Consider the following 22,911-nt stretch of genomic DNA (forward strand, 5'->3'; position numbering starts at 1 on the left):
TACCTTTCAGTTTTCTAGCTTGTAGATATCTACAGAGTCGGGCCAGATGAGCGACCTACGCCTTTTCACTTCGGAATCCGTCACGGAGGGTCACCCAGACAAGATCTGTGACCAGATTTCCGACAGCATCCTCGATGCGCTTCTCACCGAAGACCCGCACAGTCGGGTCGCCGTCGAGACTCTCGTGACGACTGGGCTCGTGCACGTTGCCGGCGAGGTGACGACCGAAGCCTACGTCGAGATTCCCTCGATCGTACGCAAATGCATCACCGATATCGGCTATAACTCTTCCGACGTCTGGTTCGACGGTCGCTCCTGCGGCGTCTCCATCTCGATTGGCGGGCAGTCGCCCGACATCGCGCAGGGTGTCGATGCCGCGTTCGAGTCGCGCGAAGAGTCAAGTACTGAGCGTTACGACCAGCAGGGTGCCGGCGACCAGGGCATCATGTTCGGCTATGCCACTCGCGAGACTCCCGAACTCATGCCCATTCCCATTTGGATCGCACACCGTATGGCCGAGCGTCTCGCCCTGGTGCGCAAGTCCGGCGACCTCTCCTACCTGCGCCCCGACGGTAAAACCCAGGTCACAATCGGTTACGACGGAATCAGGCCACGCACGGTCGAAACCGTGGTCGTCTCGAGCCAGCACTCGCCCTCGGTCACGACCGCACAGCTGCGCGCCGAGGTCGAAGAACTCGTGATTCGACCGGTTCTCGATCTGATCGACCTCGACTCGTCGTCGGCCCAAACCTTGATCAACCCGACAGGTCGATTCGAAATCGGCGGTCCGCAGGGTGACGCCGGGCTCACCGGGCGCAAAATCATCATCGACACCTACGGGGGGTCCAGCCGTCACGGCGGCGGGGCCTTCAGCGGTAAAGACCCGTCGAAGGTCGACCGTTCGGCCGCCTACGCCATGCGCTGGGTCGCCAAGAACGCAGTAGCGGCCGGTCTGGCCGAACGCCTCGAGGTTCAGGTCGCGTACGCCATCGGCAAGGCGTCTCCCGTGGGGCTCTACGTCGAAACCTTCGGCACCGGCGTGATGAGCGACACCGCCATCACTGCTGCGATCCGCGAGGTCTTCGACCTGCGCCCGGGTGCGATCATCAACGACCTCGACCTGCTGCGCCCGATCTACGCGCAGACTGCGGCATATGGTCACTTCGGCCGCGAGCTTCCCGACTTCACCTGGGAGCGTCTCGACCGCGTCGACGAGCTGCGCGTAGCGGCCAAGCTTTAGTCATGCGCACCGGGCTCGTCGCGCGAGTGCTGGTCGACTCTCCGCTGCCGCAGCTCGACCACCTGTTCGACTACGCCATTCCCGACGAGCTTGCCGCTCACGCGGTTCCGGGTGTGCGCGTGCGGATGCCGCTGCGCTCGAAGGGTCGGGTGGCCGATGGCTATCTGATCGAGGTCATCGACCCGGCTGAGCTGCCCGCTGAGGGGGTTATTCCCGAATTCAGTGGCAAGCTCAGCCCGATCGACTCGATTGTGTCGACCGTTCCCGTGCTTCAGTCCGAGATCTACACCCTGGCCCGGCGCCTGGCCGATCGCGCCGCCGGGAACGCGAACGACATCATCCGTCTCGCGGTGCCCGGCCGGCAGGTGCGGGTCGAGAAGGCCTGGGTGGCTGCACAAGAATCGGCTGAATCTGCGGTCGACATCTCGCCGACGAAGTCAGTTGCCTCTGATGGCCACGTTCGTTTCGCCGACTACCCGCCCGGCGTACTCGAATGCATCGTGGCCGAGCACAGCCGCCGCGCCATTGCTGCAGTGCCGCGCCTCGTGCGCTTGCCGAACGGCACCACGATCGGTCATTGGGCGATGACGCTCGCCGAACTTGCGGTGCAGACCCTGGAGCAGGGCCAGAGCGCGATCATCGTCGTGCCAGACTTTCGTGACCAAGACCAAGTGCAGGCCGCCCTCGACGTGCTCGCGCCAGCCGAGGCGGTCAGTCGCGTCGACGCCCGGCAGAGCAACCCCGATCGGTACCGCGCGTTCCTGGCCTGCCTCGGCGCGGCTCCGCGCATTGTTTTGGGCAACCGGTCGGCCGTCTACGCTCCGGCCCGCAACCTGGGGTTGATCATGCTGTGGGACGACGGCGACCCGTTGCACGGTGAGCCGCTCAGCCCGTACGTGCATTCCCGTGACGCCGCGCTCGTTCGCCAGGAACTCACGGGGTGCGCGCTTGTGCTGCTGGGGCACTCGCGCAGTGTCGAGGCTCAGCGCCTCGTGGCTGTCGGCTGGCTCGACGAGGTGAACCCCGCGAAAGACACACATCCGCGGGTCATTCCCACAGATTTTCAGGGGGAGCCAGACCCGCAGGCGCGCGCCGCCCGCATTCCGACGGCCGCGTGGCTTGCGGCAAAGGCAGCCATCGCCGACGGTCCGGTCTTGGTGCAGGTCGCCACTCCCGGCTATGCGCCGTTTCTCGCCTGTCAGACCTGCAAAAAGCCGGCCAGGTGCACCGCCTGTCAGGGGCCGCTCGGTCAGAAGTCGGCCGGTTCGACGCCGGCCTGCCGCTGGTGCGGCGCCCTGGCCGTCGGCTGGACCTGCGTTCATTGCGAAGGCCACACCTTCCGGGTGATGACCGTCGGCGCCGGCCGTACCGCCGAAGAACTCGGCCGTGCCTTCCCCGGCTCCCGTGTCATCGTGGCCGACGGCGATCACCCGATTCAAACGCTGGGCGCCGAACCGGCTCTCGTGATCGCCACTCGGGGCGCCGAACCCATTCCGACGGGCGGCTACCGGGCAATTCTCCTGCTTGACGGCGAACGGATGCTCGCCCGCGAGTCCCTACGCGTCGGCGAGGACTGTCTGCGCTGGTGGTCGAACGCCGCGGCGTTGGCGGCGCCGGGCGCGCCAGTCATTCTTGTCGGGGTCGGCGGAGCTCTCGCCACCGCCGTGAACGGCTGGCGTCCTGCTGCCTACGCGTATGCCGAGCTGACCGACCGCAAATTGTTGCGGTTCCCGCCCGCGGTGCGCGTGGCATCCGTCGTGGGCACAGCCGACGATGTGGATCGTGCCTTGCTCGAACTCGGCGAGCTGTCCGACGTCGACGTGCTCGGGCCGGTCACGACCGACGCGCCGTTGGTGCGTGCCGTCGTGCGGTTCGGCTACGCGCATGGCGACGAGGTGGCGCGCGTTCTTAAGGCGCACGTTGTGCAGAACGCCAGCAGGCGTCGTGCACCGAAGGGCGGCTCGTTCCGCCCAGCGCCTACACTCAAAGTACGATTCGACGACCCGGAGCTGCTCTAAATGAAACTCGTCTTTGCGGGAACCCCCGCGGTCGCCATCCCCAGTCTTAACCTGTTGGCCGGCTCCGCGCACGAGATCGCCGCAGTCGTCACCCGGGCTGACGCCCCCCTCGGGCGCAAGCGCGTGCTCACCCCGTCGCCGGTGGCCGATGCTGCGTCGGCGCGCGGCATCCCCGTGATCAAGGCCAACCGCCTCGGCGACGAGGCCACGGCAGAGATCGCTGCACTGCAGCCCGACCTGGGCGTCATCGTCGCCTACGGGGGACTGGTGCGCGAGCCCCTGCTGTCGGTCCCTCGTCTCGGCTGGATCAACCTGCATTTCTCGCTGCTGCCCCGATGGCGCGGGGCATCGCCGGTACAGCGTGCAGTGATCGCCGGTGACGCCGAAACCGGCGCTGCGGTGTTCCAACTCGTCGCCGAACTCGACGCCGGCTCGGTCTTCGGTAGTTTCGCCGTGCCGCTTCCCGCCGACGCGACAAGCGGCAGCCTGCTGGAGGCGCTCAGCCACAGCGGCGCCGACCTGCTGTTGCGCGTCGTCGACGAATTGGCTGCCGGCTCCGCGGTCGCTGTGCCGCAGGCCGGCGACGTGACGCTGGCCCCCAAACTCAACATCGACGACGCCCGCATCGACTGGACGCAGCCGGCAGATGCCGTCTACAACCGTCTGCGGGGCGTCACGCCCGAGCCCGGAGCGTTCACGGTGATCGCTGACGCCCGGTTCAAACTTCTGGAAGCCGCCCCGACGCGCGGCCTTCCTGCGCTGCCAGCAGGCAGCATCCGTGAATTCGAAAAGAAAGTGCTGATCGGCACCGCGACAGAGCCGCTTGAGCTTCTGCGTGTGCAACCAGCTGGAAAGAACCCAATGAGTGCAATCGACTGGTGGCGTGGCGTGGCAGCATCCGAGGTGATCGCTTCATGAGTGTCGATTTTGTGCAGCCGGCCCGTCGGGTCGCCTATGAGGTCATCGCTGCCGTGCGCGAGACGGATGCCTACGCGAACCTGTTGCTGCCCACGAAGATCAAGCGAGCGGCGCTGAACACGGCAGATGCCGCACTGGCCACCGAACTGACCTATGGCACGCTGCGCATGCAGGGCTACTACGACCGCGTGATCGCGTTGGCCGCCGGCCGCTCGGTCGACGCGATCGATCCCGCGATCCTCGACGTGCTGCGGCTGGGCAGCCATCAGCTGCTGTCGACCCGCGTTGCCACGCATGCCGCGGTGAACGAGTCGGTGTCACTGGCGAAGCAGGTCGGCTCCCGCTCGGCGACCGGGTTTACCAATGGCGTGTTGCGCACCATCTCGCGGAGCAGCGTCGACGAGTGGCGGGAGCGCGTGCTCGAGGCGACCACGAGCGACGACGACACACTCGCCGCGCTCTACTCGCACCCGGTCTGGGTGGTGCGTGCCCTGCGGCAGTCGCTGCTGGCCGAGAACCGCGCCGACGAGCTCACAGCGCTGCTTGCGGCCGACAATCAGGCGGCGCGCGTGAACATGGTTGCGCTGCCCGGTCTGACCGATCCGTCGCTTGCCGCGAGTCTCGGCGAAGCCGATCCGTTCTCCCCGACCGGATTCGTGCTGGCCGGCGGAGACCCGTTCACCCTGATGAAGCAGCATGAGGGCCGCATCCGTGTGCAAGACGAAGGCTCTCAGATTGCCGCCCTTGCGCTCACTCGGGCGCGCCCGGTGCGTGCCGACGAGCGCTGGCTCGATCTCTGTGCCGGCCCCGGCGGCAAGGCTGCACTGCTCGCGGCCGAGGCACTGGCCGGGGGCGCTTACCTCGTCGCGAACGAGGTCGTGCCGACCCGCGCCGAACTCGTCCGGAACGCCCTGGCCCCGGTGCCGCTCGACGTGCCGGTCTGGGAGATCGACGGCACGCGGATCGCCGACCGTCATGCCGACACGTTCGACCGCATCCTGCTTGACGCGCCGTGCACGGGCCTCGGCGCCCTGCGTCGTCGCCCTGAGGCGCGCTGGCGCAAACAGCCGAAGGACGTTGCAGAGTTGTCCGGCCTACAGTCCAACCTGCTTGACGCCGCGCTGAAGGCTCTCGCGCCCGGCGGAATCCTTGCCTATGTCACCTGCTCGCCGCATATTGCCGAAACCCGCGGAATCGTCGCGACAGCGCTGAAGGCCTGGGGCGACCGGGTCCGGCAGCTCGACACTGCAGCCGTCGTGCAGTCGCTTGCGGTGACCGAACTCGACCTGGCTGGCGACCCGACCTCAGTGCAGCTCTGGCCGCACCGTCACAACACAGACGCCATGTTCATCACGCTGATCGAGCGCAACGCCTAGGGTGAATTCATGACGACTAGAATCAATCCGAGCATTCTTGCCGCCGACTTTGCCAACTTCGAGAGCGAGCTGGGGCGCATTCGCACCGCCGACCTCGTGCATGTCGACATCATGGACAATCATTTCGTGCCCAACCTCACGTTCGGGCTGCCCATGGTTGAGCGCTTGCAGCAGGTCTCACCGATTCCGCTCGACGTTCACCTCATGATCGACGACCCGGATCGTTGGGCTCCCGGTTATGCCGAGGTCGGCGCATTTTCAGTTACTTTTCATGCCGAAGCGGCAACGGATGCCGTCGCCCTGGCCCGCACGCTGCGCCAGATCGGTGCCCGTGCGGGAATCGCGCTGAAGCCCGGCACCCCGATCGAGCCGTATCTTGACCTGCTGCCCGAGTTCGACCAGGTGCTCGTGATGACCGTCGAACCCGGCTTCGGCGGTCAGAGTTTCATGGAGTCGACGATGCCGAAGCTCCGCACCCTCGCCGATGCCGTGCAGAAGCAGGGACTCGACGTGTGGTTGCAGGTCGATGGCGGCGTCACCATCGACACCATCGGCATCGCCGCCGAAGCAGGTGCCAACACGTTCGTCGCCGGATCAGCAGTATTCACCGGCGATCCGACCGCTCAGATCGCTCTGCTCCGTGCCGCCGCTGACAAGCACAGCCACGCGCACTAGTAGCCTGTACCTGTGAAGAATTTCGATGAGCTTTTTGCCGAACTCACGCAGAAGGCCGAAGCCAGGCCCGAGGGTTCCGGAACCGTCCGTGAACTCGACGCCGGCGTACACGCGATTGGTAAGAAGATCGTAGAAGAAGCCGCAGAAGTGTGGATGGCTGCTGAGTACCAGAGCGACACCGAGACGGCTGAGGAGATCTCCCAGCTGCTCTACCACCTGCAGGTCATGATGCTGGCCAAGGGGCTCACCCCGGCCGACATCTACCGACATCTGTAACGGGTATTCCTTCGTTTCAGACACTGTCACCCTGACCCCAGAAAGTTCTCCCATGCTGCGTATTGCCATCCCAAATAAGGGATCCCTGTCAGAGACCGCCTCAACCATGCTGTTTGAGGCCGGCTACACAGGCCGTCGCGACCCGCGCGACCTCGTCGTCTCCGACCCCGCCAATGGCGTCGAATTCTTCTACCTGCGCCCCCGCGACATCGCCACCTACGTCGGTTCCGGCGCGCTTGACGTCGGCATCACCGGCCGCGACCTGCTGCTCGACTCGCACTCGACGGCCACCGAGATCGCCAGTCTCGACTTCGGTGACTCAACCTTCCGCTTTGCGGGCCCGGCCGGCAGGTTCAGCACCCTCGCAGATCTGGAAGGCCTGCGCGTCGCCACCAGCTATCCCGGACTCGTCGAAACGTTCCTAGCCGAGCACAACGTGACTGTCACGCTCGTGACACTCGACGGCGCCGTCGAATCGGCCGTTCAGTTGGGTGTCGCGGATGCCGTCGCCGACGTTGTTTCGACAGGCTCCACGCTCAAGAAGGCCGGCCTCGAGATCTTCGGACCGGTCATCCTGCAGTCAACGGCAGTGCTGATCAGCTCGGCCAACGAGAACGCCGGCATTGCCACACTGCTGCGCCGCCTTCAGGGAGTTCTCGTCGCCCGCCAGTATGTGCTGATGGACTACGACATCACCCGGGCCCAGCTCGACGCGGCCTGCGAACTCGCCCCCGGCATCGAATCGCCCACGGTCTCGAACTTGCACGACCCCGAATGGGTGGCCGTGCGTGTCATGATTCCGCGCAAGGACATGAACAACGTGATGGACTCGCTCTACGGACTCGGTGCCCGTGCCATTTTGGTCACCTCGATTCACAACGCGCGCCTCTAAGAACGGGGGATGACAATGACTCTCGCGGTGCGAGTGATTCCGTGCCTCGACGTGGCCGACGGCCGCGTCGTCAAGGGCGTGAACTTTGAAAACCTGCGCGACGCGGGCGACCCGGTCGAACTGGCCCGCCGGTATTACGAGCAGGGTGCCGACGAACTCACCTTCCTCGATGTGAAGGCCACGGTCGACAACCGTTCCACGACCTACGACGTGGTGCGCGCCACCGCAGAGCAGGTCTTCATTCCGCTCACCGTCGGCGGCGGCATCCGGAGCGTCGAAGATGTTGCACGCCTGCAGGGGCATGGAGCAGACAAGATCGGTCTGAACAGCGCGGCCATCGCGCGCCCGGCCCTGATCGGTGAGATCGCCGACCGATTCGGCTCGCAGGTCCTCGTGCTCTCGCTTGACGTCAAGCGCTCCGGGCGCACCGAATCCGGATTCGTCGTGACCACCCACGGAGGGCGCACCGAGACCGATCTCGACGCGGTTGCCTGGGCTACGGCCGCACTCGAACTCGGCGCCGGCGAGCTGCTCGTCAACTCGATCGATGCCGACGGCACCAAGAACGGCTTCGACACGGAACTCATCGCGCTCATGCACAGCTTCAGCACCGTGCCGGTGATCGCCTCCGGCGGAGCCGGCGCCCTCGAACACTTTCCACCCGCCATCGCTGCGGGTGCGGATGCCGTGCTTGCCGCATCCGTTTTTCACAGCGGGGAACTCACGATCGGCGACGTCAAGCGTGAGCTCGGCGACGCAGGAATGCTGGTGCGCTGATGACGGTGTCTGCAACCGAGGCTCTCGATGCCGCGGTCTTCAATTCCGACGGTCTGCTGCCCGCGGTGATTCAGCAGTTCGATAGTCAGGAAGTGCTGATGCTGGGCTGGATGGACCGCGAGGCACTGCGTCGAACTCTTGTCGAGGGGCGCGTGACGTTCTGGTCGCGCAGCCGGCAGGAATACTGGCGCAAGGGCGACACCTCAGGCCATGCACAGTTCGTGCGTGCCGCCGCGCTCGACTGCGACAACGACACGTTGCTCGTGCAGGTCGACCAGGTCGGTGCCGCCTGCCACACCGGCACCCGTACCTGCTTCGACGGCCGCGACCTGGCCGTGACGACAATCCCCAACGAGTGAAGGACCGACCCGAATGATCGACGCGACAGCCGGAACCACGCGCCACGACCAGTTCACCGAGCTACTCGCCGGGCACCGCGTCATTCCGGTCATCCGTGAGCTCTTCGCCGATGGCGAGACCCCGGTGGGGATCTACCGCAAGCTCGCCGCCGGCGCTCCGGGTAGTTTCCTGCTCGAATCGGCCGAGCAGGGCGGAATCTGGTCGCGGTTCTCGTTCGTGGGTGTCTCATCGTTTGGCGTGCTCACCCAGCGTGGTAACGACGTCGCGTGGATCGACTACGGCATTTCGGCCGAGCGCGCCCTCGGCGAATCGTCCAACCTCGGACCGCTGCAGGCGCTCGCTCACCTCTACGCCGCCTGGCAGACGCCGCGCCTCCCCGAACACCCGCCGCTCACCGGCGGACTTGTCGGTTTCATCGGCTGGGAAGCGATTCGGCAGCTCGAACACCTGCCGAATCAACCGGCCGCCGACTATGACGTTCCGGGTCAGGCGTTCAGCTTCGTCGCCGACCTGGTTGTGCTCGACCACAAGTTCGGCACTGTGCAGCTCATCGCGAATGTGCTCAACGACGGCACGGATACCCCGGATACCCTCTGGGCCGACGCGCAGGCACGTCTCGATTCGTTGCAGTCCCGTCTCGCCCAGCCAGGGGAGGCCTGGCTGGCCGAGGTCGACCTGTCGACACCCGCAGCCCCGACACACCGCACCGAACGAGCCGACTTCCTGGCCGCCGTGGACACCGCGAAACAACACATCGTCGACGGTGACATCTTTCAGGTCGTCATCTCGCAACGCTTCGATCAGGAATGCACGGCGCATCCGATCGACGTCTATCGCGTGCTGCGCAGCCTGAATCCGAGCCCGTACATGTACCTGCTCAGCCTCGACTCGCCAAGCGGTGATCCCTATTGGATCGTCGGCTCGTCACCGGAGGCCCTCGTGAAGGTCCAGAACGAGCGGGTCTTCACGCATCCGATCGCCGGCTCGAAGCCGCGCGGAGCCACGCCTGAGGCGGACGCCGACTACGAGATCGAGCTGACCGGAGACGCCAAGGAGCGCGCAGAACACCTCATGCTCGTCGACCTGGCTCGGAACGACCTGCTCAAGGTGTGTGCGGCGGGGTCGGTCGAGGTCACCGAGTTCATGCGGGTCGAGCGGTTCAGTCACATCATGCATCTCGTCTCCTCGGTTGAAGGAAACTTGCTCGCCGGTCAGAGTGCCATCGACGTGTTCCGTGCCACATTCCCCGCTGGAACGCTTTCGGGGGCACCGAAACCCCGTGCCCTTGAAATCATCGACGCCCTCGAACCCGCGCAGCGCGGAGTATACGGGGGAGTCGTGGGCTACTTCGGCTTCGCCGGCGACGCCGACCTCGCCATCGCCATTCGCACGGCAACGATCGCCAACGGGGTCGCGCGGGTGCAAGCCGGCGGCGGGCTCGTCGCCGATTCAGACCCCGAGTCTGAATACAACGAGTCGCAAAACAAGGCTGCCGCGCCGCTGCGTGCGGTCGCGGTCGCCAACGCTATGAAACGAGTGAAATAGATGTCCCGAGAACGCTCGTCGGGTAAGCGGCTCAAACTGCTGCATATTCTCACGATTATTGTCGCCAGTGCTCTGGCGCTGCTCGCCTGGACCCAAACCTGGGTGGTCGTGACACTGTCCACGCAGGCCGGGTCCGACCTTCTTCTGAACGTCGACGGCTCCGTCGCGGCTCCCGCGCTGACCGCACTGGCCCTCGCCGGCCTGGCGCTGGCCGGGGCGTTGACGATCGCGGGTACCATCATCCGTATCATTCTGGGCTTTTTGGAGGCGCTGCTCGGCTTCTCGGTCGGCCTCGCAGTGTTCGAGGCGGTCACTGACCCCGCTGCGGCCAGCTCGGCCGCAGTTACCGCGGCGACGGGCATAGCCGGACACGAGTCGGTCGTAGCCGGCGTGTCATCGGCAGACCTCACATTCTGGCCGTATCTCGCCCTCGTCGCCGCTGCCCTCATGCTGGTCACCGGAGTCAGCGTGATCATCACCGTTGGCCGGTGGCCCGGCCCCACCACGCGCTATCAAGCGGTTCGGTTGGAGCCTGTCCCGGCCACACCTGACGCGCCGCGTGCGGCCGCAACCGCTGCCGATGCGGATGCCGAGACGGCTGCAGCTGTCGACGCGGTCGACCACCCATCGGGTCACGACTCTGTGGGCGACTGGGACGATCTGAGCCGCGGCGAAGACCCTACCCGCTAGACTTGCCCCGTACCCTAAACAACTCAAGGAGAAGTATGAGCATCGAGTCCATTGACCCCGGTCACGGCCATTCGCCGGCAGCATGGACCGCCGTCGTCATCATGCTCGCGGCATTCGCCATCGGCACTGTGGCGTTCTTTTTTGAAGCGGCCTGGCTCGTCTGGGCTTCTGCCGTTCTGCTCGTTGTTGGTCTGATCGTGGGCTGGGTTATGGCCCGTGTCGGCTACGGCGTCTCAGACACGGCTTCGAGTCACTAACACGTGGCGACCGACCTGCTCGCTGAGCTGACGGCCGGAGCACTGGCCGACGCCGAGGCGCGTCGCTCGGTTCGTTCGTTTGCGCTGGTCGAGGCGGCTGCGCGTGCGCAACGCCCGGCACTGGACGCGCTGGCCGCGCTCGCGCCGGCAGACGGCGTTAAAATCATCGCCGAGGTGAAGCGAGCAAGCCCCTCACGCGGTGCTCTCGCTGAGATTGCGGACCCGGCGGCTCTCGCCACGGCCTACCAGGCCGGTGGGGCGAGCGCCATCAGCGTGCTCACCGAGGGCCGCAGATTCAAGGGTTCGCTCGATGACCTGGCCCAGGTGCGCCAGGCCGTTCAGATTCCTGTTCTGCGCAAAGACTTCATCGGCGAGGCGTACCAAGTCTTCGAAGCGCGCGAAGTCGGAGCAGACCTCGTTCTGCTCATCGTCGCGGCTCTCGACCAGAAGACACTCCTCACGCTTCACGAGCTGATTCTCGAACTGGGCATGACGCCGCTGGTTGAAACCCACAGCGCAGATGAGGTCAGGAGGGCGCTGGACGTTGGCGCCGGGCTGGTGGGCGTGAACGCCCGCAACCTCTCTACTTTTGAGCTTGACGCGAATCTGTTCGGCACCCTCGCCGGATCGATTCCGTCGGGCGTTATCCGGGTCGCCGAATCCGCGGTCAAGACGGCGTCCGATGTGGCCCACTACCGTTCGGCCGGAGCCGACGTTGTACTCGTCGGCGAAGCCCTCGTCACGAGTGATCCCCTTCACACCCTTTCCGAATTCCTGGCGGTATAAATGTCACTTCGCGCAGAGCAGGGCCCCTATTTCGGCGATTTCGGCGGGCGGTGGGTGCCCGAGTCCCTGGTCGCCGCACTCGACGAGCTCACCGCCGAGTACGAGCTGGCCAAACAGGACCCCGCGTTCGCGGCAGAACTGATGGAGCTGCACCGCAGCTATACCGGCCGACCGTCGATCATCACCGAGGTTCCCCGGTTTGCGGCGCACGCCGGTGGCGCGCGCATCATCCTCAAGCGCGAAGATCTGAACCACACCGGTTCGCACAAGATCAATAACGTGCTCGGTCAGGCTCTCCTGACCAAGCGCATCGGCAAGACCCGGGTTATTGCTGAAACCGGTGCGGGGCAGCACGGTGTGGCCGCGGCCACTGCGGCGGCTCTGTTCGGGCTGGACTGCGTCGTCTACATGGGCGAGGTCGACACCGAGCGTCAGGCGCTGAACGTGGCGCGCATGCGCCTTCTCGGCGCCGAGGTCGTGTCGGTGAAGGCCGGTTCGCGCACTCTCAAAGACGCCATCAACGAAGCGATGCGCGACTGGGTCACCAACGTCGAAACGACCAACTACATTTTCGGAACGGTTGCCGGCCCGCATCCGTTCCCGGCCATGGTGCGTGACTTTCAGAAGATCATCGGCGAGGAGGCCCGTCAGCAAGTACTCGACCTCACTGGGCGGCTTCCGGATGCCGTTACAGCGTGTGTCGGTGGTGGCTCCAATGCGATGGGTATCTTCCACGCCTTCCTCGATGACGCCGACGTGGCGCTTTACGGCTATGAAGCGGCCGGAGACGGTGCGGATACGCCGCGTCATGCCGCCACCATCACCAAGGGGACTCCCGGCGTGCTCCACGGTGCTCGGAGCATCATGCTGCAGGATGCGGACGGACAGACCGTCGAGTCGCACTCGATTTCAGCCGGACTGGACTACCCGGGTGTCGGGCCAGAGCATGCCTGGCTGGCGAGCATCAATCGCGCAAACTATCTGCCGGTGACCGATGCGCAAGCCATGGACGCCCTGCTTCTGCTCAGCCGCACCGAGGGCATCATTCCCGCGATCGAGTCATCGCACGCCCTGGCGGGCACGCTCGAGCTGGGCAAGAAGCTCGGCCCTGATGCCACAATCCTGGTGAATCTCAGCGGCCGTGGTGACAAAGACATGGAAACCGCAGGTCGCTATTTCGATCTGCTCGACGAAGGCGCGTCCCAATCATGAGCAGTACGCCCCGCAAACCGGCAACCATCAGCGCCGTCGAACAGACCATCGCTCGGCGCCGTGACGCCGGGAGCGGCGCCTTGATCGGTTACCTTCCCGTCGGCTTCCCGAACCTGGCGGGCAGCATTGATGCTGCAGTCGCCCTGGCTCACAACGGCGTGGACGTGCTCGAGCTGGGTGTGCCGTACTCCGACCCGGTGATGGATGGTCCGGTCATTCAGGCCGCCACTCTGACCGCACTCTCCAACGGGTTTCGGCTGAGCCACGCGTTCGAGGCGGTGCGCGAGATTCGGGCGCAGGCCGACATCCCGATCTTGCTGATGACCTACTGGAACCCCGTCATGCAGTACGGGGTCGATCGATTTGCCGACGATCTGCTTACGGCCGGCGGGGCCGGCCTCATTACTCCAGACTTGATCACCGAAGAGGCATCCGCCTGGCTGGCGGCAAGTGAGCGGACGGGTCTTGACCGGGTCTTCCTCGCAGCGCCCTCCTCATCCGATGCCCGACTTGCCCAGGCGGTGGAGGCAAGCCGTGGATTCGTCTACGCCGTCTCCACCATGGGAATCACCGGCGCGCGCGCCGATGTCGACGCAGCCGCACGCATCCTCGTGGACCGACTGCGTGCGGCTGGATCGACGAGTGCGTGTGTCGGAATCGGCATTTCGACGCCCGAGCAGGTGCGGGAGATTCTCGGCTATGCCGACGGTGCAATTGTCGGCTCAGCCCTGGTGAAGGCCCTGGCTGATGGGGGAGTTGCGGCTGTCGGCGCCCTCGCCGCCGAGCTCGCGGCGGGTGCCCGCTCTTCACGCCCCACCACATAGGATAAATTGACCGAGACGCCCAGTCGGGCGTCTGCAGTGACTGTGTGTCACGACGAAAGGTAGTACCGCGGTGTCTTTTCCCCTGAGCATTCCCAGCCCGACCCCGGAGTGGAGTTCCTTCACGATTGGGCCGTTTCAGATTCACGCCTACGCGCTGTGCATTCTGGCTGGAATCATCGTGGCCACCGTGATGACGAGTCGCCGTCTGACCAAGCGCGGCGCTGAGCCGGGAATCGTACTCGACATCATTCTGTGGGCGGTCCCGCTCGGCATCGTCGGTGCCCGGTTCTACCACGTCTTCACGCACCCCGGCGACTACTTCTTCCCGGGGGCCAACCTCTGGAACGTCTTCGCGATTTGGGAGGGCGGCAACGCCATCTTCGGGGCGCTGCTCGGCGGTGCCGTGGGCGCGTTGATCGGCTGCAGGCTCACCGGAATTCGTTTCTGGTCGTTTGCGGATGCCGTCGCCCCCGGCCTGCTCGTCGCCCAGGCGATGGGCCGTCTCGGCAACTGGTTCAACGTCGAGCTCTTCGGTCAGCCGACGACGCTGCCCTGGGGCCTTGAAGTTCCCGTTTCGAACGCAGCTTTCCCGGTCGGCTTGCCCGCCGATACGCTCTTCACGCCCACATTCCTGTACGAGATGATCTGGAATCTGATTGGCGTCGCCGTCATTCTGTTCCTCGAGCGCAAATTCAACCTGCGCTGGGGCCGCGCGTTCGCTGTGTACCTCATCTGGTACGGTCTGGGCCGCAGCTACCTCGAGACGATTCGCCTCGACCCGAGTGAAATCTTCTTGGGCATCCGCACCAACGTCTGGGCTGCCCTCCTCGCTGTTTTGATCGGCCTCATACTGCTGCTCGTGCAGCGACAGGAGCACATCGGCATCGAAACCAGTCCGTACCGGCCGGGTCGTGAATGGACAGCGCCCGACCCTGATGTAGAATCCGAACACACCGAATCCACGAACGATACTCACGGCAACGACGCCATCGATTCCCACGGTTCGGACACAGTCGCTGCCACAAGCACCCGCGACTCGCACTGAGAGTCTCAGACACCCACACTCCTGACCGGCCCGTCATCCGACGCCATCGCTGATGGCTCGCGGTGACGGCCTCTCTCACGAACACTGATCGCACCGCAATTTCGGTGTCCTCACGTTCTTCATTGCCCCCGGGCCATTGACGTCCCTACCAGCTATTTGATTAGTTTGTGAGGACCGTTTCATGGCACTTACGCCTCCCTTTTCCCGGTTCAGCACGTTGCCAGAGGCCCAGGGGCTGTACGATCCGGCCGAAGAACGCGACGCCTGTGGGCTTGCGATGGTCGCGACGTTGCGCGGCACGGCCGGGCACGACATCATCACGTTGGCCCTCGATGCTCTGCGCAACTTGGAACATCGCGGAGCTGTCGGCTCTGACGCCGGCACCGGAGATGGGGCCGGGATCGTCACGCAGATCCCCGATGGATTTCTGCGTGCAGTCGTCGACTTCGATCTGCCGGTGAACGGGCGTTACGTGGTCGGGAACGCGTTTCTGCCCACCGATCCGACTGCCCGGAGCGCCATCAAGCAGCAGATCAACGCACTGGCCGCCGAGGAGAGTCTGATCGTGCTCGGCTGGCGCGAAGTACCGCTGCGTCCCGACGAGGTCGGAACCCTGGCCCGCGCGGCGATGCCCGCCATTCAGCAGCTCTTTCTGACGAGTGCACTCACCACCCAGACCGGTGCGCCGCTGGGCGGAATTGAGCTCGACCGGCAGGCGTGGCGGTTGCGGAAGCGCGCCGAGCGCGAACTGGAGATCTACTTCGCATCGCTGTCCTGTCGCACACTGGTGTACAAGGGCATGGTCACGACGTTGCAGCTCGAGCCGTTCTACCCGGATCTGTCCGACCCCCGTTTCGCCTCGACGTTGGCCCTCGTGCACTCGCGCTATTCCACGAACACGTTCCCCTCCTGGCCGCTCGCCCAGCCGTTCCGCATGATTGCCCACAACGGTGAGATCAATACGGTGCAGGGTAACCGCAACTGGATGCGTGCCCGCCAGTCACAGCTGGAATCCGAGCTGCTCGGCGATCTCGCCCCGCTGCTGCCCATCGTCACCCCCGGGGGAAGTGACTCGGCGTCATTCGATGAGGTTGTGGAGTTGCTGAGCTTGTCGGGGCGGTCGCTCCCGCACGCGGTGATGATGATGGTTCCGGAAGCGTGGGAGAACCAGCCGAACCTCGACGCCGAACGCCGTGAGTTCTACGAGTACCAGTCGATGCTGATGGAGCCGTGGGACGGCCCGGCGGCAATTGTGTTCACCGACGGAGCCCTCGTGGGAGCCACCCTCGACCGAAACGGTCTGCGTCCGGGGCGGTACCTGATCACCGACGATGGTCTTGTCGTCTTGGCGAGTGAGATCGGCGTGCTCGACATCGACCCGAGCCGCGTCGTTCGGAAGGGCCGTCTGCGTCCCGGCAAGATGTTCCTGGTCGACACCGTGGCCGGCCGTCTGATCGAAGACGACGAGATCAAGGCCGAGCTGGCTGCGAGTGAGTCGTGGGGTGACTGGCTTGACGAGGGCCGCATCAATCTCAAGGACCTCCCAGAGCGTGAGCACATCGTGCATCCGCCGGCATCGGTTGTGCGGCGCCAGCGCACATTTGGGTACACCGAAGAGGAGGTCCGTATTCTGCTCGCACCGATGGCCCGCACCGGTGCGGAGCCGCTGGGCGCCATGGGTTCTGATACCCCGATCGCGATTCTCTCCGAACGGCCCCGGCTGCTCTTCGACTACTTCACGCAGCAGTTTGCGCAGGTGACGAATCCGCCGCTCGATTCCATTCGCGAAGAGGTCGTCACCTCACTCAGGCTGGCACTCGGGCCGCAGCGCAACCTGCTCACGGCCGGCGCTGAGCATGCGCGCCAGGTTGTTCTCGACTTCCCGGTCATCGACAATGACGAACTGGCCAAAATCCAGCACATCGACCCGGCGCCGGGCAGCCGTATGACGACGACAATCCGTGGTCTCTACCGCTTCGACGAGGGCCCGGGCGCGCTCGAGAACCGACTGAGCGCCATCTGCGCCGAAGTTGATGCGGCCATCGACAATGGGGCGCACTTCTTGGTGCTCTCCGATCGAGATTCAAACAAAGACCTCGCGCCGATCCCGTCGCTGCTGCTCATCTCAGCCGTGCATCATCACCTGATTCGCACCGAGAACCGGATGAAGGTCGGAATCGTCGTCGAAGCGGGCGACGTGCGCGAGGTGCATCACGTCGCGCTCCTGGTCGGTTATGGCGCATCGGCGGTGAACCCGTACCTCGCCATGGAAACCTGCGAAAACCTGGTGCGGAGCGGTTTCATCACCGAGGTGTCGCCCGAAAAGGCCGTGCAGAACGTGATCAAGGCGCTCGGAAAGGGGGTGCTGAAGATCATGTCGAAGATGGGCATCTCGACGGTTTCGTCCTACGCCGGTGCTCAGGCCTTTGAGGCTGTCGGCCTCAGTCACGAGTTCATCGATCGCTACTTCACCGGAACGACAAGCAAACTGGGCGGTATTGGCATCGACGTTGTGGCGGCCGAAAACCTCGATCGTCACACGTCGGCCTATCCCGAGGATGCGGCAGTCACCGCGCACGAGCGTTTGGCGACCGGCGGCGAATACCAGTGGCGTCGTGACGGCGCACCCCACCTGTTCAATCCTGAATCGATCTTCCGGTTGCAGCACTCGACACGCACCGGGCGCTACGACATCTTTCGGGAATACACGAAGCTGATCGACGATCAGGCCGCGTCGCTCATGACGCTGCGGGGAATGTTCACACTCGCTCCCGGCGCCAGACGGCCGGTGCCGCTTGACACCGTCGAGTCGGTCGAGTCGATCGTGAAACGGTTCTCGACCGGTGCGATGAGTTATGGCTCGATCTCGCAAGAGGCTCACGAGACCCTGGCCATCGCCATGAACCGGTTGGGTGGCAAGTCGAACACGGGAGAGGGCGGCGAAGACCTGGATCGCCTGCTCGACCCCGAGCGGCGCAGTGCGGTCAAGCAGGTGGCGTCGGGACGGTTCGGCGTGACGAGCATGTATCTCACGCACGCCGACGACATTCAGATCAAACTCGCCCAGGGCGCCAAACCCGGCGAAGGGGGACAGCTGCCGCCGACCAAGGTCTACCCGTGGGTGGCCCGCACGCGTCACGCGACGGCCGGGGTCGGCTTGATCTCGCCGCCCCCACACCACGACATCTATTCGATTGAAGACCTGAAACAGCTCATCTTCGATCTGAAACGGGCCAATCCGAAAGCACGCATCCACACGAAACTGGTCAGCCAATCGGGGATCGGTGCCGTTGCTGCCGGTGTGGCGAAGGCTCTCTCCGACGTCATCCTCGTCTCGGGCCACGACGGTGGAACCGGAGCCAGCCCCGTGAACTCGCTGAAACACGCCGGAACCCCGTGGGAACTCGGTTTGGCCGAAACCCAACAGACCCTCATGCTGAACGGAATGCGTGATCGAGTCGTTGTGCAGGTCGACGGTCAGCTGAAGACCGGCCGCGACGTGATTATCGGTGCCCTGTTGGGTGCCGAAGAGTTCGGCTTCGCGACGGCGCCGCTCGTGGTCGAAGGCTGCATCATGATGCGCGTCTGTCACCTCGACACGTGCCCCGTCGGTGTCGCCACTCAAAACCCGCAGCTGCGCAAGCGGTTCAGCGGCAAGGCCGACTACGTGGTCAACTTCTTCCAGTTCATTGCACAGGAGGTACGTGAGTACCTCGCTGAGTTGGGTTTCACGAGCCTTGACCAAGCGATCGGGCACCGCGAACTTCTCAATGTCGAGGGGGCGCTCGAACATTGGAAGGCAGCGGGTCTCGACCTCACGCCCATTCTGGTCGGCCCCGACTTTTCTGATGCGGAACCCCGGCAATTCAGCCGGCCGCAGGAACACGAGTTGGAGGCGCACTTCGACAACGAGCTGATCCGCCAGAGTGCCCGTGTTCTCGAACACGGCGGCCAGGTGTCGATCGATCTGCCGATCCGCAACACCGAACGCGCCGTCGGCACGATGCTCGGCCATGAGGTGACGGTGCGGCACGGCGAGAATGGTTTGCCGGCCGGCTCGATCACCGTGACGCTACGGGGGAGCGCCGGCCAGTCGTTCGGGGCGTTCCTGCCGAGCGGTATCAGCCTTCACCTCGAGGGGGACTCGAACGACTACGTCGGAAAGGGACTCTCGGGTGGCTCCATCACCCTGCGGCCGGACCGACACAGCGTGTTTCCGGCCGAGCGTAACGTGATCGCCGGAAACGTGATCGGATACGGCGCCACGGAGGGGACGATGTTCATTCGTGGCATCGTCGGCGAACGCTTCCTCGTGCGCAACTCCGGGGCGACGGCGGTCGTCGAGGGAGTGGGCGACCATGCCCTCGAATACATGACCGGCGGACTGGCGCTCATCCTGGGCGGTACCGGACGCAACCTCGGCGCCGGAATGTCAGGTGGTACCGCGTACGTCTACGGCCTCCGCCCCGAGAACGTGAATCGACAGTCCCTCGATTCAGGGGAACTCGAGCTGCAGCAACTCGGCAGCGCCGACCGTGAAATCGTGCGTGACCTGCTCGAACAGCACCGTGACCAGACCGAGTCGGCTCTCGCCGCCCGGCTCCTGGCCGATCTCGATCAGACACTGACGAGATTCGTCAAGGTTCTGCCGCGTGACTACGCCGCAGTGCTCTCGACCCGCCAACAGGCACTCGACGAAGGGCTTGACCCTGATGGCGATGTTGTCTGGAACCGCATTCTGGAGGTAACCCATGGCTGATCCGAAGGGATTCCTGAAGACGACTGAGCGCGAGCTTCCGGCCCGTCGACCGGTTTCTGTGCGCTTGATGGATTGGAAAGAGGTCTACGAGCAGGGTGATGCCGCCACGCTCAAGCGTCAGGCCGGACGGTGCATGGATTGCGGAGTTCCGTTCTGCCACCAGGGTTGTCCGCTCGGCAACCTGATTCCCGAGTGGAACGATCTGACCTGGCGTGACGAGGGGGAACAGGCGATCGAGCGACTGCACGCCACAAACAACTTTCCCGAGTTCACCGGTCGTCTGTGCCCGGCCCCGTGTGAGTCCGCCTGTGTTCTCAGCATCAACCAACCCGCCGTTACCATCAAACAGGTTGAGGTATCGATCATCGACCAGGCCTTCGAGAACGGCTGGGTCACCCCGCAGCTGCCCGGGCGGCTGAGCGGCAAGACGGTTGCCGTGGTCGGATCGGGTCCGGCCGGACTGGCGGCTGCCCAACAGTTGACGCGTGCCGGACACACCGTCGCGGTCTTCGAACGCGACGATCGCATCGGTGGGCTGCTGCGCTATGGCATTCCTGATTTCAAGATGGAGAAGACACACCTGGAGGCGCGTCTGGGCCAGATGAAGGCGGAAGGAACCCGATTCCGTGCCGGTGTGAACATCGGTGTCGACATCAGTTGGGCCGACCTGCGTGCCCGCTATGACGCGGTCATCGTTGCGACCGGCGCTCTCGTGCCGCGTGACCTCCCCATTCCCGGTCGTGACCTGACCGGGGTGCATTTCGCCATGGAATACCTGGTTCAGCAGAACAAGGTGGGCGCCGGTGACGTCGTAGACGCACAGATCAGTGCCGCGGGAAAGCACGTCGTCGTTCTCGGCGGCGGTGACACGGGAGCAGACTGCATTGGAACCGCGCACCGCCAGCTCGCGGCATCCGTCACCAACCTGGCGATCGGAATCCAGCCGGGCACCGAGCGGCCGTCGCACCAGCCGTGGCCGATCTCGCCGACACTGTTCGAGGTGTCGAGCGCTCACGAAGAAGGCGGAACCCGCCAGTTCTTGGCGTCGACAATCGAATTCCTCGGCAATGAGGCGGGGGAGGTGCGCGCAATTCGTGTCGCCGAAACCGAGTATCTCGACGGCCGCCGGGTGCCGAAAGCGGGCACTGAACGGGAGATTCCCGCGGATCTGGTGCTGCTCGCGCTCGGCTTTACCGGCACCGAATCTGAACAACTGTCGGCGCAACTGCAGCTTCCGTTCGATGGGCGGGGTAATGTCGAACGTGCCGGTGATTACCAAACCAGCTACGAAGGCGTATTTGTGGCCGGCGACGCAGGCCGCGGACAATCCTTGATCGTCTGGGCTATTGCAGAGGGTCGCGCCGCCGCGGCCGCGGTCGACACCTACCTGGTGGGAAGCACCCGTCTTCCTGCCCCGGTCATACCCACCGATCGACCATTTTCGATCTAACGAATCCCCCCACCTTTATTTCCTCGCAGTCACACAAGGCGCCGTTCAGGCGCGGAATCGGAGATTTAGCAGTATGAGACGCGCGAAAATCGTTGCCACCCTCGGGCCGGCAGCATCGAGCTACGAACAGATTCGGGCGATCATTGATGCCGGCGTCGACGTATGCCGCATGAATCTCAGCCACGGCACCTACCAGGTGCACGAAAGCGTGTACGCGAATGTGCGTAAGGCTGCCAACGACTCTGGACGTGCCATCGCAGTGATGGTGGACCTTCAAGGCCCGAAGATCCGCCTGGGCAAGTTCGAGGACGGCCCGTACGACCTCGCCGTCGGCGACATCTTCAAGATCACGACCGAAGACATCCTGGGCAACCAGCAGATCTGTGGCACCACGTTCAAGGGGCTGCCCCAGGATGTGGCCCCCGGCGACTTCCTGCTCATCGACGATGGCAAGGTGAAGGTTGAGGTCGTCGAGACGGATGGCGTCGTCGTCACCACTCGAGTGATCGTCGCCGGCCCGGTCTCGAACAACAAGGGCATCAACCTGCCCGGTGTCGCGGTGAACGTTCCCGCTCTCTCCGAGAAGGATGAGGCTGATCTGCGTTGGGGCATGAAGCTGGGCGCCGACCTGATCGCGCTCTCCTTTGTGCGTGACGCGGCAGACATCAAGCGTGTGCACGAGATCATGGACGAGGAAGGCCGCCGGGTTCCGGTGATCGCCAAGATTGAGAAGCCGCAGGCCGTCGACAACCTCGAAGAGATTATTGACGCGTTTGATGCCATCATGGTCGCCCGCGGTGACCTGGGTGTCGAGCTTCCGTTGGAGGCCGTGCCGATCGTGCAGAAGCGTGCCGTCGAGATTGCCCGCCGCATGGCCAAGCCGGTCATCGTTGCGACGCAGATGCTCGAATCGATGATCCACAGCCCGGTGCCGACGCGGGCGGAAACGTCCGACGTGGCCAACGCCGTGTTGGATGGCGCGGATGCCGTCATGCTGAGCGGTGAGACGAGCGTGGGTGAGTATCCCGTCGTGACCGTGCAGACCATGGCTCGCATTGTGGACTCGACCGAGGTTCACGGCCTCGAACGCATCCAGCCGCTGACCGTGAAGCCGCGCACGCAGGGTGGCGCCATCACGCTCGCCGCAAGCGAGGTTGCCCAGTTCGTCGATGCGAAGTACGTCTGCATCTTCACCGAATCAGGCGACTCTGCACGCCGGATGGCCCGCATTCGCTCAAAGATCCCGATGATTGCGTTCACGCCGGAGCCGGGCATCCGTCGCCGTCTGGCCCTTACCTGGGGCGTTCAGACGTTCCTCGTTGATCGTGTCACGCACACCGACGCCATGTTCGGCCAGGTTGACAAGATCTTGCTCGACGAGGGTCTGGCCGAGATCGGCGACAAGGTCGTGGTGATCTCTGGATCCCCTCCCGGAATCGTCGGCTCGACCAACGACATCCGGGTGTATCAGGTGGGCGACGCTCACAATGGTGCCGCACCGGCCTACGCCAAGGTCTAAGCCTGTCGTTCGCGCAGCCCCGCTTCCGTCGTCGACGGGGCGGGGCTGCGTGCTTTAAGCAGGGTGATTGAGGTCTCAGCGAGCAGCAGGAGGGGTGCGCATTAGCCCGGATTCACGGTCGAAACGCTTGTAGGTCGAACCGGTACGCCATCCTCGGGCGGAAGCGTGAGCTGTACGAGAATGACAACGGCCACCAGGGCGACGAGAACCGCCATAATGACCATGATGAATCGAAGCTGAGGGTTATCTTTCATGGTGCTCTCGAGACTAGATGACTGAGGGCTCACGGTCA

Annotated in this window: 20 protein-coding genes; 19 read left to right on the plus strand and 1 reads right to left on the minus strand. The window is 64.5% G+C overall.

Annotation, left to right across the window (positions count from 1 at the left end; genetic code table 11):
* Positions 1-46 precede the first annotated feature (46 nt).
* From metK to pyk, 19 genes are all read left to right on the plus strand, one after another.
* On the plus strand, positions 47-1,240 hold the full coding sequence (gene metK / locus HNR05_RS04475; protein WP_179577928.1) for a methionine adenosyltransferase: 1,194 nt from the start codon (positions 47-49) through the stop codon (positions 1,238-1,240).
* A gap of 2 nt (positions 1,241-1,242) precedes the next feature.
* Positions 1,243-3,258, plus strand: a complete 2,016-nt coding sequence (locus tag HNR05_RS04480) for a primosomal protein N' family DNA-binding protein (protein WP_179577929.1) — start codon at positions 1,243-1,245, stop codon at positions 3,256-3,258.
* Positions 3,259-4,176, plus strand: a complete 918-nt coding sequence (gene fmt, locus HNR05_RS04485; protein WP_179577930.1) for a methionyl-tRNA formyltransferase — start codon at positions 3,259-3,261, stop codon at positions 4,174-4,176.
* Complete coding sequence (locus HNR05_RS04490; protein WP_179577931.1) at positions 4,173-5,552, plus strand: RsmB/NOP family class I SAM-dependent RNA methyltransferase; 1,380 nt, start codon at positions 4,173-4,175, stop codon at positions 5,550-5,552. Before fmt ends, HNR05_RS04490 begins: the two co-directional genes overlap by 4 nt.
* 9 nt (positions 5,553-5,561) lie before the next feature.
* Positions 5,562-6,227 (plus strand): ribulose-phosphate 3-epimerase, encoded by a 666-nt coding sequence (rpe, locus tag HNR05_RS04495; protein ID WP_179577932.1) that lies wholly within the window; start codon positions 5,562-5,564, stop codon positions 6,225-6,227.
* A 12-nt stretch (positions 6,228-6,239) separates the two neighbouring features.
* Positions 6,240-6,503, plus strand: a complete 264-nt coding sequence (locus HNR05_RS04500; protein WP_179577933.1) for a phosphoribosyl-ATP diphosphatase — start codon at positions 6,240-6,242, stop codon at positions 6,501-6,503.
* Between the two features lie 52 nt (positions 6,504-6,555).
* A complete protein-coding gene (gene hisG, locus HNR05_RS04505) occupies positions 6,556-7,395 on the plus strand; it encodes an ATP phosphoribosyltransferase (protein ID WP_179577934.1) in 840 nt (279 codons plus the stop codon).
* Between the two features lie 15 nt (positions 7,396-7,410).
* Entirely contained in the window at positions 7,411-8,172 is a 762-nt protein-coding gene (gene hisF / locus HNR05_RS04510) for an imidazole glycerol phosphate synthase subunit HisF (RefSeq protein ID WP_179580569.1), read from the plus strand.
* Complete coding sequence (hisI, locus tag HNR05_RS04515) at positions 8,172-8,531, plus strand: phosphoribosyl-AMP cyclohydrolase (protein ID WP_179577935.1); 360 nt, start codon at positions 8,172-8,174, stop codon at positions 8,529-8,531. The genes hisF and hisI overlap by 1 nt, the downstream gene beginning before the upstream one ends.
* A 13-nt stretch (positions 8,532-8,544) precedes the next feature.
* Positions 8,545-10,077 (plus strand): anthranilate synthase component I, encoded by a 1,533-nt coding sequence (locus tag HNR05_RS04520; protein ID WP_179577936.1) that lies wholly within the window; start codon positions 8,545-8,547, stop codon positions 10,075-10,077.
* A complete protein-coding gene (locus tag HNR05_RS04525; RefSeq protein ID WP_179577937.1) occupies positions 10,078-10,767 on the plus strand; it encodes a Trp biosynthesis-associated membrane protein in 690 nt (229 codons plus the stop codon).
* Positions 10,768-10,802: 35 nt separating this feature from the next.
* Complete coding sequence (locus HNR05_RS04530; RefSeq protein ID WP_179577938.1) at positions 10,803-11,024, plus strand: DUF6704 family protein; 222 nt, start codon at positions 10,803-10,805, stop codon at positions 11,022-11,024.
* Positions 11,025-11,039: 15 nt separating this feature from the next.
* Positions 11,040-11,810 carry an indole-3-glycerol phosphate synthase TrpC gene (gene trpC, locus HNR05_RS04535; protein ID WP_179580571.1) on the plus strand — a complete coding sequence of 257 codons (771 nt, stop codon included), beginning with the start codon at positions 11,040-11,042 and terminating at the stop codon, positions 11,808-11,810.
* Positions 11,811-13,022: a tryptophan synthase subunit beta gene (gene trpB, locus HNR05_RS04540; RefSeq protein WP_179577939.1), complete on the plus strand. Its 1,212-nt coding sequence runs from the start codon at positions 11,811-11,813 to the stop codon at positions 13,020-13,022. It abuts the gene before it with no gap.
* Positions 13,019-13,846, plus strand: a complete 828-nt coding sequence (gene trpA, locus HNR05_RS04545) for a tryptophan synthase subunit alpha (protein ID WP_179577940.1) — start codon at positions 13,019-13,021, stop codon at positions 13,844-13,846. The genes trpB and trpA overlap by 4 nt, the downstream gene beginning before the upstream one ends.
* A gap of 70 nt (positions 13,847-13,916) precedes the next feature.
* The gene (gene lgt, locus HNR05_RS04550; RefSeq protein WP_179577941.1) at positions 13,917-14,891 is read left to right on the plus strand and encodes a prolipoprotein diacylglyceryl transferase; all 975 of its coding nucleotides are present in this window, start codon (positions 13,917-13,919) and stop codon (positions 14,889-14,891) included.
* 181 nt (positions 14,892-15,072) lie between these two features.
* Entirely contained in the window at positions 15,073-19,650 is a 4,578-nt protein-coding gene (gene gltB / locus HNR05_RS04555; protein ID WP_179577942.1) for a glutamate synthase large subunit, read from the plus strand.
* Positions 19,643-21,100, plus strand: coding sequence for a glutamate synthase subunit beta (locus HNR05_RS04560; RefSeq protein ID WP_179577943.1), 1,458 nt, complete (start codon positions 19,643-19,645; stop codon positions 21,098-21,100). Before gltB ends, HNR05_RS04560 begins: the two co-directional genes overlap by 8 nt.
* Positions 21,101-21,173: 73 nt before the next feature.
* Positions 21,174-22,619 (plus strand): pyruvate kinase, encoded by a 1,446-nt coding sequence (pyk, locus tag HNR05_RS04565; protein WP_179577944.1) that lies wholly within the window; start codon positions 21,174-21,176, stop codon positions 22,617-22,619.
* A gap of 101 nt (positions 22,620-22,720) precedes the next feature.
* On the opposite strand, the gene HNR05_RS04570 is transcribed toward pyk, so the two are convergent.
* On the minus strand, positions 22,721-22,873 hold the full coding sequence (locus HNR05_RS04570; protein ID WP_179577945.1) for a hypothetical protein: 153 nt from the start codon (positions 22,871-22,873) through the stop codon (positions 22,721-22,723).
* Positions 22,874-22,911 lie beyond the last annotated feature (38 nt).

Source organism: Leifsonia psychrotolerans (genome assembly GCF_013410665.1).
GTDB classification, from domain to species: Bacteria; Actinomycetota; Actinomycetes; order Actinomycetales; family Microbacteriaceae; genus Cryobacterium; species Cryobacterium psychrotolerans_A.

Excerpts from the sequence above, each read along its gene's own strand:
- metK (WP_179577928.1), top strand. The coding sequence starts at position 47 with ATGAGCGACCTACGCCTTTTCACTTCGGAATCCGTCACGGAGGGTCAC.
- HNR05_RS04480 (WP_179577929.1), top strand. The coding sequence starts at position 1,243 with ATGCGCACCGGGCTCGTCGCGCGAGTGCTGGTCGACTCTCCGCTGCCG.
- fmt (WP_179577930.1), top strand. The coding sequence starts at position 3,259 with ATGAAACTCGTCTTTGCGGGAACCCCCGCGGTCGCCATCCCCAGTCTT.
- HNR05_RS04490 (WP_179577931.1), top strand. The coding sequence starts at position 4,173 with ATGAGTGTCGATTTTGTGCAGCCGGCCCGTCGGGTCGCCTATGAGGTC.
- rpe (WP_179577932.1), top strand. The coding sequence starts at position 5,562 with ATGACGACTAGAATCAATCCGAGCATTCTTGCCGCCGACTTTGCCAAC.
- hisG (WP_179577934.1), top strand. The coding sequence starts at position 6,556 with ATGCTGCGTATTGCCATCCCAAATAAGGGATCCCTGTCAGAGACCGCC.
- hisF (WP_179580569.1), top strand. The coding sequence starts at position 7,411 with ATGACTCTCGCGGTGCGAGTGATTCCGTGCCTCGACGTGGCCGACGGC.
- hisI (WP_179577935.1), top strand. The coding sequence starts at position 8,172 with ATGACGGTGTCTGCAACCGAGGCTCTCGATGCCGCGGTCTTCAATTCC.
- HNR05_RS04520 (WP_179577936.1), top strand. The coding sequence starts at position 8,545 with ATGATCGACGCGACAGCCGGAACCACGCGCCACGACCAGTTCACCGAG.
- HNR05_RS04525 (WP_179577937.1), top strand. The coding sequence starts at position 10,078 with ATGTCCCGAGAACGCTCGTCGGGTAAGCGGCTCAAACTGCTGCATATT.
- HNR05_RS04530 (WP_179577938.1), top strand. The coding sequence starts at position 10,803 with ATGAGCATCGAGTCCATTGACCCCGGTCACGGCCATTCGCCGGCAGCA.
- trpB (WP_179577939.1), top strand. The coding sequence starts at position 11,811 with ATGTCACTTCGCGCAGAGCAGGGCCCCTATTTCGGCGATTTCGGCGGG.
- trpA (WP_179577940.1), top strand. The coding sequence starts at position 13,019 with ATGAGCAGTACGCCCCGCAAACCGGCAACCATCAGCGCCGTCGAACAG.
- gltB (WP_179577942.1), top strand. The coding sequence starts at position 15,073 with ATGGCACTTACGCCTCCCTTTTCCCGGTTCAGCACGTTGCCAGAGGCC.
- HNR05_RS04560 (WP_179577943.1), top strand. The coding sequence starts at position 19,643 with ATGGCTGATCCGAAGGGATTCCTGAAGACGACTGAGCGCGAGCTTCCG.
- pyk (WP_179577944.1), top strand. The coding sequence starts at position 21,174 with ATGAGACGCGCGAAAATCGTTGCCACCCTCGGGCCGGCAGCATCGAGC.
- HNR05_RS04570 (WP_179577945.1), bottom strand. The coding sequence starts at position 22,873 with ATGAAAGATAACCCTCAGCTTCGATTCATCATGGTCATTATGGCGGTT.